The following is a 10,092-nucleotide window of genomic DNA, read 5'->3' on the forward strand; positions in this document are numbered from 1 at the left end:
GTCAGGTCGCGCGAAACAGCACCACCTGCGCCCGGTCAGCGGCGTGATCGGGGTCAATGGCAGCAGCGGCGGCGCCGTAGATCTGCACCTCGATCAGTTGCAGGGCGGTGATCTGCCCGGCGGATTGCAGGGCAGCCACGGCCCGGTCAAAGCCCTGTGCCGTCCAGACCCGCAGATTGACCGACAGGGCAAACTGGGCGCCAGGCAGGGCAAGGGCGATAAGATGCACAAAAGCCTCGGGGCCGACATGGCCTGCGGTAAAGGTGCCGGAACTGACGATGCCGCCATACTGGCGCGGGAGCGCGATGGGCTGGGTGATGTCGGCCTGCGCCAAGGTGCGGTAAATGCCTTTTTCGGCCGCCCGACCCAGCATCTCGGCCGAAAAATCCACCGCATCGATCGGCCCGGCCTGCCCCATCTCGCGCAAGCGCTCGGCCAAAAGGCCGGTGCCTGCGCCCACGTCCAGCACGGGGCTGCCCCCGCCCGCCGAGCGGAAGGCTGCAGCCACATGGGCGGGCAAGAGATAGTCCATCCCCTCGGCAAAGCCGCTGTCATAACTGTCGGCCCAAGCCCGGTAATGGGCGAGGCAGGCTTCGGGGCTGTTCAGCGTCAGGGCGCCGGAAAGGTCTGGATCGGTCATGCAATGATGCTGGACGATTGGCGGTCGCAGATCAAGCCTTGCCGCCACCCCGCGCTGTCGCAATAGTGCGCGCATGAACACGCTTCTTTCCCTTGGCCATGGCTACTCTGCCAGCGCGCTTGCGGCGCGGCTGATCCCTTTGGGTTGGACGGTGATCGGCACCTGCCGCGATCCGTCCCGCGCCGCAGGCTTGCGCTCCGCCGGGGTTGAACCCCTCATGTGGCCCGCCGATCTGGCCCCAGCGCTTGCCCGTGCGACGCATGTCCTTGCCTCAGCCGCGCCGGATGCGGCGGGTGATCCGTTCCTGCAGGTGGCGGGCGATGCCTTGCGCGCGGCAAACCCTGCATGGGTGGGGTATCTGTCGACCACCGCGGTTTACGGCGACCATCAGGGCGGCTGGGTGGATGAGATGACCCCAGTGACCCCCGGCTCGGCCCGGGCGCATCAGCGCGTGCTGGCCGAAAGCCAGTGGCTGGAAACCGGCCTGCCCGTCCACATCTTCCGCCTTGCGGGCATCTATGGCCCCGGTCGTGGCCCCTTTGAAAAGGTGCGTGACGGCAGCGCGCGGCGGATCATCAAGCCCGGTCAGGTGTTTTCGCGGATTCACGTTGCCGATATCGCCGAGACCCTCATCGCCTCCATCGCCCAGCCCAATCCGGGCGCGATCTACAACCTGTGCGACGATGATCCGGCCCCGCCCGAGGATGTGCTGTCCTACGCCGCACATCTTCTAGGCCTGCCCGAACCGCCCGCCGTGCCCTATGATCAGGCCGAGATGACACCGATGGCCCGCAGTTTCTATGCCGAGTCAAAGCGGGTTCGAAATGACCGGATCAAGCGCGAGTTGGGAGTGGCGCTGAACTACCCCGACTATCGCGCGGGGCTGGCGGGATTGCTTGCCGCGCCCTAGTTACCCGCAACTGCCGGACCCAAAAAGACCCGATTGCCAAGGACCTGACCCGATGACCCAAGATATCCTCGCCGAAGTGCTGTTGCCGACGCAGGAACTGCGCAACGACTTGCCGTTCTATACCAAGACCCTCGGCATGCAGCTGGAGAACATCTTTCCCGCCGACAACCCCTCGGTGGCGACCTTGTCGGGGCATGGGCTGCGGGTGCGGATCGACCGGGACGCGCAGGTTTCGCCGGGGCGCTTGCGCATCCTGACCGATGATCCGACGAATTTTGCGGGCGGGCAGACGCATCTAACCGCGCCAAATGGCACTGAGATCGAGGTGGTGCCGTTGACCCCGCGCCTGACGCAGCCGGAAACGCTGCACGAATACGGGGTGCGGCGGCTGAAAGATTCCGCCCCTTGGGTGATTGGCCGGGCGGGGATGCATTACCGCGACCTCATTCCCAGCCGCTTGGGCGGGTCGATCATTGCGAGCCATATCCGGATTCCGGACGGTGGGCCGGTGCCGGACATGGTCCATTATCACACCGTCGGGTTCCAGCTGATCTATTGCTACAAGGGTTGGGTGGATGTCCTGTATGAAGATCAGGGCAATGAGATGATGCGGCTTTCGGCAGGCGATTGCGTGATCCAGCCGCCCGAAATCCGCCACCGGGTCTGCCATGCCTCGCCCAATATCGAGGTGGTCGAAATTGGGGTTCCGGCCGAGCATATCACTACGATTGACCACCACATGACCCTTCCCAACGGCCAAGGCGACCCCGCGCGCGAATGGCAGGGGCAGCGGTTTGTCCATCATGTGAAGGACCGCGCGACGTGGCAGCCGTTCCGGATTCCGGGCTTTATCGCCCGCGACACCGGGATTGCGGCGGGCACTAAAGGGGTGGCGAATATTCAGGTGGCGAAGTTTGATGGCGGCACGCCTCCTGCCACGGTGCATGACACCGACATCCATTTCACCTTTGTGCTGGAGGGCACCATGACCCTGCGCGCCAAGGGTCAGCCCGACAAGGACCTGTCGCCGGGCGATGCCTTTGTGATCCCGCCGGGCATGGCGGCACAATATACCGATTGCTCAGCCGATCTGGAGCTGTTGGAGGCGACCTTGCCCGCCGGGTTCACCACTACGGTGACCACGCTTTAGCGCCGTGTCAGGATCAGGACACCGCAGCCAACGATCATGGCCGAGCCGATGAGCGTGGCCAGATCGGGCCGCTCGCCAAAGACCACGACGCCCACCAGCAAGGCAAACAAAAGCCGGGTGTAGCGGAACGGGGTGACGGCCGAGACCTCGCCCGTGCGCATTGCGCGGGTCAGGTAGCTGTAGCCAAGGATGCCAAAGGCAGCCGCGCCCAGCGCCTTGGCCATTGGCAGCGCATCGGGCAGAACTGGGCCGCCTTGGAGGCCAAGAATGATGAGGCCGGACAGGCCCAAAACCGCAAAGCCCGCGACGCCGAGCTGGGCGTTTGACAGCGCGGGTGGGGCCGCACGGGTAGCCAGATCGCGGCCAGCAAAGCCCAAAAGGCCAATGACCGCCAAAACTGCCATGGCGTCAAAGCCTTCAAGCCCCGGGCGCAAGATGACCAAAACCCCGGCAAAGCCGAGGGCGGTCAAGGCCCAGCGCCAAACCCCAACGCGTTCGCCAAAGATCAGCGCGGCCCCGGCCACCACGACCAAGGGGGTTGCTTGCAGGATGGCCGAGGCCACCGAGATCGGGGTCAGGGCGATGGCAAGCGAATAAAAGAGGCGCCCCACCATCTCGAAGCTGGAACGCACCAACATCGTGCGCGAGCGCAAGGCAGCGGGAAAGGCGGGTTCTCCCACCCGGCGGGATTGCAGGGCAAACCACAGAACCCCCAGCGCGCCCATCAGCGCCAAGACTTGCCCCAAAGGCATCGCCTTGGCGGCGGATTTGATGAACATGTCCTCAACGGCGAAACCTGCCATGGCTGCGACCATGAACAGGCTGCCGCGTTGATTGGCGGTCATGACAGCTCCTCGTCGTCTTCGACGCTCGTCGTGTGACACCCGAAGAGCGCCGGAACGGCGACGATGAGGGCCAAATCTGAGAGGGTCAGATCAGGCCCGCGTGTTGCATGGCGGCTTTGATCCGGGCCTTGGTGCCGTCGGTCAGGGTGACCAAGGGCAGGCGCACGTCTTCGCTGCACTTGCCCAGAAGCGACAGGCCATATTTCGCGCCCGCGAGACCCGGCTCAAGGAAGATCGCCTCGTGCAGGGGGAAAAGCCGGTCTTGGTAGGCCAGCGCCTTTTTGTAGTCGCCTGCCAGCGTGGCCGCCTGAAACTCGGCGCAAAGACGCGGCGCGACGTTGGCGGTGACCGAAATGCAGCCAACACCCCCATGGGCATTGAACGCGAGCGCGGTTTCATCATTGCCCGAAAGCTGGATGAACCCCTCGCCACAAGAGGCGCGTTGCTGCGAGACGCGGTCAATCTTGCCGGTGGCATCCTTGACCCCGATGATCCGGGGCAGCTTGGCAAGCGTGCCCATGGTGTCAGGCATCATATCAACGACGGACCGGCCGGGGATGTTGTAGATCACGATTGGCAGATTGCAGCAGTCATGCAGGGCTGTGTAATGCGCGATCATCCCGGCTTGGGTCGGCTTGTTGTAATAGGGCGTCACGACAAGGGCGGCATCGGCGCCGACCTTCTCGGCAAAGCGCATCAGCGAGATGCCTTCGACCGTGTTGTTCGACCCGGCCCCGGCAATGACTGGCACGCGGCCACGGGCGGTTTTCACCACCACTTCGATCACGGTCTGGTGCTCGTCATGGGACAGCGTCGGGCTTTCGCCGGTGGTTCCGACCGGCACAAGGCCGGTGGAGCCTTCGGCGATCTGCCATTCGACAAGGTGTTTGAGCGTATCAAGATCCAGCTCGCCGTTTTTGAACGGCGTCACCAGGGCTGGAATGGACCCTTTGATCATGACACGTCTCCTATTTGGGGTGAGCTTTGCGCCCGGTTGCAAACGAGAGCCTCATTAACGGGACGGCGGGCTTTTGCCAAGCAGGGGCGATAAAGCAAAGTTCATCGCGCCCCGGGTTGTGACCGCGCGGTGGCTCTGGCAGTTTGGGGGTATGAAAATTGCCCTGATCCTTCCGCTTTTGGTTGCCCTTGCCCTGCCCGCGCAGGCGAATCCTGCCGAGGATGCGCTGCGCGAGGGGTTACGCCTGTCACGCGAGGAAGATTGGCCCGGCGCTGGTGCTGCCGTGGCAGGTATCGGCGGCGTTGCGGCGGATCTGGTGGAATGGGGTCGCTTGCGCGCAGGCGATGAGGGGGCACGGCTGGGGGATTACGAGGCGTTTCTGGCCAAGCGGCCGGATTGGCCGGGCTTGGGGCTTTTGCGCCAAAAGGGCGAGGTGGCGGTAGCGCGGTCCAGCGACCCCGCGCGGGTGATCGCCTATTTCGGGGCGGCCAAGCCACAGACCGGGCAGGGCGCCGTGGCTTTGGTGCAGGCGCTGATGGCCGCTGGGCGGCCCGGTGAGGCCGAAGCCGAGGCCCATCGCGCTTGGGCGGTGCTGAAATTCTCAGAGGCGGAAGAGGCCGCGCTGTTGGCCTTACAGGGTGCCGCGATGGATGTGGCGCATGAGGTGCGGCTCGACAATCTCTTGTGGGACGGCAAGCGCACGCCCGAGGTCTTGCGCATGCTGCCCCGTGTGTCGGCAGGTTGGCAGGCATTGGCCAAGGCGCGGATGGGTCTGCATGCCGACAAGCCCGGCACCAGCGGGTTAATCGATGCCGTGCCGCAGGCTTTGCGTGACGATCCGGGGCTGGCCTATGAACGCTTTACGTGGCGGATGCGGCGCGAGAATTACCCCGATGCGGCGGCATTTTTGGTTGAACGCTCGACCAGCCCAGCGGCCTTGGGCCGGCCCGAGGCATGGGCCGACCGCCGCGCACTGGTGGCGCGCTGGCTGATGCGCAACGGGCAAGAGAGCTTGGCCTATCGGGCAGCCGCCTCGCATCAGCTGACCGAGGGCAGCGATTTCGTTGATCTGGAGTTTCTGGCGGGCTTCATTGCCTTGCGCAAGCTGGGCGATGCCGACACGGCCTTGGGGCATTTCATGCGGCTGAAAGCGGCGGTGGCCACCCCGATCAGCCTGTCGCGGGCCGATTACTGGACCGGGCGTACGTTGGAGGCCAAGGGCGATGTGGCGGGTGCCAAGGCCGCCTATCAGGCAGCAGCACAGCATCAAACCGCCTATTACGGCCAGTTGGCGTCGGAAAAGCTGGGGCTGGTGTTGGACCCGGCCTTGGTGAAGGTGGGCGAACCGCAGCGCGGCTATAAAGCTGCGCCCTTCGCGCAATCGTCCGTGCTAGAGGCGGGGCGGCTGTTGCAGGCCATTGGCGAGCGGGGTCAGGCCAAGCGGTTCTTCCTGCATCTGGCCGAGGGGCAAGACCGCGCGGGGCTGGAGGCGCTGTCGGATCTGGCGCTGTTGCTGGATGAGCCGCATCTGGCCTTGGTGGTGGCCAAGCAGGCGGCCGAACAGGGCTGGATCCTGCCGCGCGCCTATTACCCGGTGCCCGAAATGGTGCCGCAAGAGCTGGCGGTGAGCCGGGCGCTCGCCTTGGCCATCAGCCGCCGCGAAAGCGAGTTCGAGCCGACCGCGCGCAGCAGCGCCAATGCGCTGGGGCTGATGCAGCTGTTGCCGGAAACCGCCGCGCGGATGGCAAAGCAGCTGGGCATGGCGCATGAGACCCGGCAGTTGACCGCCGATCCGGCGCACAATGCGGTCTTGGGCGCGGCCTATCTCGCGCAGATGATCGAAGAATTCGGCCCGACGGTCGCCATGGTGGCGGCGGGCTACAACGCTGGCCCCGGCCGCCCGCGCCGCTGGGTCAGCGAGTTTGGCGATCCGCGCAGGGATGATCCGGTAGATTGGGTCGAGACGATCCCCTTTGCCGAAACCCGCACCTATGTGATGCGGGTGACCGAAAGCCTTGTGATCTATCGCCAGCGGCTGAAGGGCGAGGCGGGGCCGGTGCGGGTTATGTCTGAACTGAGCGGCGGTTAGCGGCCTCGGCCTGCGCGCGGACGCGCTGACGCCAGAGCGTAAAGAGACCCGCCGCCACAACAATAAGCGCGCCAAGGGCTACGTTCCAACGCAGCACCTCGCCAAAGATGGTGATTCCGAACATCGCGATGAACACCAGTTGTAGATAGGCAAAGGGCTGCACAACGCTGGCCTCAGTGATTTCATAGCTGCGAATTAGCAACCAATGGCCAATGATGCCGGTGCAGCAAAGTGTGGCCATCCAAAAAGAATCAACCAGGGTCATGGGTTTCCACAGCCAAAGGCCCGGCACAGTCATTGCCAGCGCACCCATCATTCCCATCCAGAAAAAGCTAATAGCGCTGCTGTCGGCCCGGCCGACATAGCGGGTCAAGAGGCCGTAAAGCGCGTAGAGAAGAGCGCCCAAAAGTGGAACGAGAGACCAAAGGGAGAACACCCCTGCCCCGGGCTTTAGGACCACAAGGACGCCCATGCAGCCCACTCCGATGGCCGTCCAGCGCCGCCATCCCACCTTTTCGCCTAGAAGCGGACCTGAAAGCGCCGCCACGATCAGCGGCGCGGTGACAAAGACGGCATGGCTTTCGATCAGGCCCAATGTAACGAAAGCCAACTGCATGATGCAGATTTGCACTGCCAGCAGAAGGCCACGTATCGCCTGCCGGACAGGATGGGGCGTTGCAAAGGCCGGGCGAATCGAGCCATGGGCACGCTGCAACAGCAAGACCCCGAAGGCAGCAAAAACCCAGTAGCGCAGCATCACAATGCTGAACACGTTGTAGTGGCTGCCAAGGTGGCGAGAGATTCCGTCCTGCGCGGCAAAGATGAACATGGCCGTGCAGAACATCAGGGTGCCAATGCGGCTGTTCTGCTCAGCCATGGTTGGGCTTTCTTTCCGACCAAAGGGCATAAATCCCTGCCGCTACAACCAGCGCGACCCCCAGCACAACCACCACAGACAGGCTTTCGCCAAAGACGAAGATGCCAATCACGGTGATGAACACGAATTGCATATAGGCAAACGGCTGCACCGCACTGGCCTCGGCCAGTTCATAGGTTTTCAGCAAAAGCCAGTTCGACAGCACCGACACGGCGGCATAGGCGAACATCCATGGCCAGTCATGCACTGCCACCTCTTGCCATTTTGGCACGCCGATAAAGGTCATCACCACCGCGCCAATCACGGCGGGCCAGAAGAAAGAGGGGAAGTTCGGCTCGGCCCGCGCGGTGAGGCGGGTGAGGACCGAGTAAAGCGCGAAGAAAAAGGCCGAGACGAGGGGCAGCACGGCAGCCCAACTGAACACTCCCGTGCCGGGGCGTAGGATGATCATGACCCCCGCCATCCCGACGGCCAGCGCGATCAGGCGTTGGCGGTCCAGCTTTTCCCCCAAGAGAGGGCCAGACAGCGCCACCACCATCAAGGGGCAAAAGGCAAAGACGGCATGCGTCTCGATCAGGCCGATGATGGTATAGGCCCAGATCATGATGGCGATCTCGATCACCAAAAGCAGCGCACGCAGCACATGGACGGGCAAGCGGGTGGAGTGAATCGCGGCGCGAAATCCCTCGGGGCGGCGGGCGGCAAGGATCATGACATAGACAGCAAAGACCCAATAGCGGAAGGCCACAACCATGGGCGTGTTGTAGGTTTCCGCCAGATAGCGCGACAGCCCGTCCTGCACCGAAAACGACAGCATGGCGGCGATCATCAGCCCGATGCCTAGATGCGATGGCTTCATGCCATGACCCCCACCGTCATATGCCGCTTGCGGCCATGGCCGGGGCGGCGATCAACCGCGAAGCCCGCGTCAGCCAGCGCGCGGCGGACGTGGCCTGCGGCGGTGTAGGTGGCAAAGGTGCCGCCGGGCGCGGTGTGGCGGGCGACTTCGGCCATCAGGTCGGATGACCAAAGCTCGGGGTTCTTGGCGGGCGAAAACCCGTCGAGAAACCAGGCATCCGAACGGCCCTGCCATTTCGGCAGGGTTTCGCGGGCATCACCGATGATGATCTCTGCGGAGATCGAGCCGATTTCAAAGCGCCGTTCCCCTTTGGCCCATGCGGTCAAAAAGGGGGCAGCCACCGCGCGGGTCCGCGGGAAATGGTCCAGCGCGCGGGCGATGTCGGCACTGTCCAGCGGGAAGGCTTCAAAGCTGGTAAAGCGGATGGGATGGCCGGGATTGCACAGGTGCAGGGCCAAAAGGTTCAACCCGGTGCCAAAGCCAAGTTCGGCCACCTGAAAGCCGGGGCGCAGGCGGGCGGGCAGGTTGTTTCCGGCCAGAAAGACATGGCCCGTCTCGGCCAGCCCCTCGTTCAGCGAGAAATACGGATCGTCAAAGCGGCGCGACACCGGGATGACGCCATCGCGCCAGTCTAGCCCGCCCAGATCATGGCCTTGCCCCTGTTCGCCGCCCGTCATCTGCCGTATCTCCGCAATCGGGCGGACCATGGGGAAGGCGGGCCGGAATGGCAAGTGTCGATCTGACAGTGCGGGGCGGGGGAGCCTTTGGCCTGTGCATCGCGTGGGAGGCGGCACGGCGCGGGGCGCGGGTGCGGCTGATCGAGGCTGTGCAGATCGGAGCGGGATCGTCGGGCGGGATCGTGGGCGCCTTGTCGCCACATGTGCCGGAGAATTGGAACCCGAAGAAGGCGTTTCAGCTGGACAGCCTCTTGATGGCCGAGGCGTTTTGGGGCGGGGTCTCTGACGCCTCGGGCTTGCCGACGGGCTATGGCCGGGTCGGGCGGGTTCAGCCCTTGGCCGACGCGGCGGCGGTTGTGCTTGCCCAGACGCGGGGCGAGACGGCGCGGGCGCTGTGGCAGGACCGGGCCGAGTGGCGGGTAATTCCGGCGACGGGCGGGGCTTGGGAACCGGCAAGCCCTTCGGGCTGGGTGGTGCAAGACACGCTCTCGGCGCGGCTGCATCCGCGGATGGCCTCGGCGGCGCTGGTGGCGGCCATTCAGGCCAAGGGCGGTGAGGTGGTTCTGGGAGACGGCGCACATGAAGGCCCGGTGATCTGGGCCACGGGGGTGCAGGGGTTGCGCGACCTGACGGCTGATCTGGGGCGCCCGGTGGGCGATGGGGTGAAGGGGCAGGCTATTAGCTTGCAGTTCGATGCCCGCGACGCGCCGCAGCTTTACGCCGACAGTTTGCACATCATCCCCCATTCTGACGGCACTGTTGCAATTGGCTCCACCAGCGAGACGGTTTGGGACAATGAATCCGGCACAGACGGCCAGTTAGAGACGATTCACGCCCGCGCGATTGCCGCGCTTCCGGTGCTGGCGGGTGCGCCGGTGGTGGAGCGTTGGGCCGGTATCCGCCCCCGCGCCAAGACACGCGCCCCCCTTTTGGGCGCTTGGCCGGGACGGCCGGGTGAGTTTGTCGCGAATGGCGGGTTCAAGATTGGCTTTGGCATGGCGCCCAAGGTTGCAACCACGATGGTCGATCTGGTTCTGGAAGGGCGCGATACGATCCCCGAGGGGTTTCGGCTCTAGTCGCTTGCCGA

General features: G+C 64.5%; 10 protein-coding genes. 4 read left to right on the plus strand and 6 right to left on the minus strand.

What is annotated here, in order from left to right:
- Position 1: 1 nt before the first annotated feature.
- The gene (locus AC72UB_RS16995; protein ID WP_505190773.1) at positions 2 to 640 is read right to left on the minus strand and encodes a class I SAM-dependent DNA methyltransferase; all 639 of its coding nucleotides are present in this window, start codon (positions 638 to 640) and stop codon (positions 2 to 4) included.
- A 73-nt stretch (positions 641 to 713) separates the two neighbouring features.
- Between AC72UB_RS16995 and AC72UB_RS17000 the strand changes: the two genes are divergently transcribed.
- Both AC72UB_RS17000 and AC72UB_RS17005 read left to right on the plus strand, forming a co-directional pair.
- Positions 714 to 1,550: an SDR family oxidoreductase gene (locus AC72UB_RS17000; RefSeq protein ID WP_505190774.1), complete on the plus strand. Its 837-nt coding sequence runs from the start codon at positions 714 to 716 to the stop codon at positions 1,548 to 1,550.
- A gap of 52 nt (positions 1,551 to 1,602) precedes the next feature.
- The gene (locus tag AC72UB_RS17005) at positions 1,603 to 2,700 is read left to right on the plus strand and encodes a cupin domain-containing protein (protein ID WP_505190775.1); all 1,098 of its coding nucleotides are present in this window, start codon (positions 1,603 to 1,605) and stop codon (positions 2,698 to 2,700) included.
- On the opposite strand, the gene AC72UB_RS17010 is transcribed toward AC72UB_RS17005, so the two are convergent.
- Together AC72UB_RS17010 and dapA are read right to left on the minus strand one after the other, a co-directional pair.
- Positions 2,697 to 3,545, minus strand: coding sequence for a DMT family transporter (locus AC72UB_RS17010; protein ID WP_505190776.1), 849 nt, complete (start codon positions 3,543 to 3,545; stop codon positions 2,697 to 2,699). The genes AC72UB_RS17005 and AC72UB_RS17010 overlap by 4 nt on opposite strands.
- An 85-nt stretch (positions 3,546 to 3,630) precedes the next feature.
- A complete protein-coding gene (dapA, locus tag AC72UB_RS17015) occupies positions 3,631 to 4,503 on the minus strand; it encodes a 4-hydroxy-tetrahydrodipicolinate synthase (protein ID WP_463291526.1) in 873 nt (290 codons plus the stop codon).
- 151 nt (positions 4,504 to 4,654) lie between these two features.
- Here dapA and AC72UB_RS17020 point away from each other — a divergent pair, with 151 nt between their 5' ends.
- Positions 4,655 to 6,592 (plus strand): lytic transglycosylase domain-containing protein, encoded by a 1,938-nt coding sequence (locus tag AC72UB_RS17020; protein ID WP_505190777.1) that lies wholly within the window; start codon positions 4,655 to 4,657, stop codon positions 6,590 to 6,592.
- Here the strand turns inward: AC72UB_RS17020 and AC72UB_RS17025 are convergent.
- From AC72UB_RS17025 to mnmC2, 3 genes are read right to left on the minus strand one after another with little or no spacing between them, the layout of a single operon-like run.
- Positions 6,567 to 7,469 (minus strand): DMT family transporter, encoded by a 903-nt coding sequence (locus tag AC72UB_RS17025; RefSeq protein ID WP_505190778.1) that lies wholly within the window; start codon positions 7,467 to 7,469, stop codon positions 6,567 to 6,569. The two genes, AC72UB_RS17020 and AC72UB_RS17025, sit on opposite strands and share 26 nt — an antisense overlap.
- Entirely contained in the window at positions 7,462 to 8,328 is an 867-nt protein-coding gene (locus tag AC72UB_RS17030) for a DMT family transporter (RefSeq protein WP_505190779.1), read from the minus strand. The genes AC72UB_RS17025 and AC72UB_RS17030 overlap by 8 nt, the downstream gene beginning before the upstream one ends.
- Positions 8,325 to 9,005, minus strand: a complete 681-nt coding sequence (gene mnmC2, locus AC72UB_RS17035; RefSeq protein WP_505190855.1) for a tRNA (5-methylaminomethyl-2-thiouridine)(34)-methyltransferase MnmC2 — start codon at positions 9,003 to 9,005, stop codon at positions 8,325 to 8,327. The genes AC72UB_RS17030 and mnmC2 overlap by 4 nt, the downstream gene beginning before the upstream one ends.
- A 47-nt stretch (positions 9,006 to 9,052) precedes the next feature.
- Between mnmC2 and AC72UB_RS17040 the strand changes: the two genes are divergently transcribed.
- A complete protein-coding gene (locus AC72UB_RS17040; protein WP_505190780.1) occupies positions 9,053 to 10,081 on the plus strand; it encodes an NAD(P)/FAD-dependent oxidoreductase in 1,029 nt (342 codons plus the stop codon).
- The last annotated feature ends 11 nt before the right edge of the window (positions 10,082 to 10,092 follow it).

It is taken from the genome of Allotabrizicola aquatica (SeqCode) (assembly GCF_965194375.1).
Taxonomy (GTDB): domain Bacteria; phylum Pseudomonadota; class Alphaproteobacteria; order Rhodobacterales; family Rhodobacteraceae; genus Tabrizicola_A; species Tabrizicola_A aquatica.

Bases quoted from the DNA above. Each gene is read 5' to 3' on its own strand.
- AC72UB_RS16995 (WP_505190773.1), bottom strand. From the start codon at position 640: ATGACCGATCCAGACCTTTCCGGCGCCCTGACGCTGAACAGCCCCGAA.
- AC72UB_RS17000 (WP_505190774.1), top strand. From the start codon at position 714: ATGAACACGCTTCTTTCCCTTGGCCATGGCTACTCTGCCAGCGCGCTT.
- AC72UB_RS17005 (WP_505190775.1), top strand. From the start codon at position 1,603: ATGACCCAAGATATCCTCGCCGAAGTGCTGTTGCCGACGCAGGAACTG.
- AC72UB_RS17010 (WP_505190776.1), bottom strand. From the start codon at position 3,545: ATGACCGCCAATCAACGCGGCAGCCTGTTCATGGTCGCAGCCATGGCA.
- dapA (WP_463291526.1), bottom strand. From the start codon at position 4,503: ATGATCAAAGGGTCCATTCCAGCCCTGGTGACGCCGTTCAAAAACGGC.
- AC72UB_RS17020 (WP_505190777.1), top strand. From the start codon at position 4,655: ATGAAAATTGCCCTGATCCTTCCGCTTTTGGTTGCCCTTGCCCTGCCC.
- AC72UB_RS17025 (WP_505190778.1), bottom strand. From the start codon at position 7,469: ATGGCTGAGCAGAACAGCCGCATTGGCACCCTGATGTTCTGCACGGCC.
- AC72UB_RS17030 (WP_505190779.1), bottom strand. From the start codon at position 8,328: ATGAAGCCATCGCATCTAGGCATCGGGCTGATGATCGCCGCCATGCTG.
- mnmC2 (WP_505190855.1), bottom strand. From the start codon at position 9,005: ATGACGGGCGGCGAACAGGGGCAAGGCCATGATCTGGGCGGGCTAGAC.
- AC72UB_RS17040 (WP_505190780.1), top strand. From the start codon at position 9,053: ATGGCAAGTGTCGATCTGACAGTGCGGGGCGGGGGAGCCTTTGGCCTG.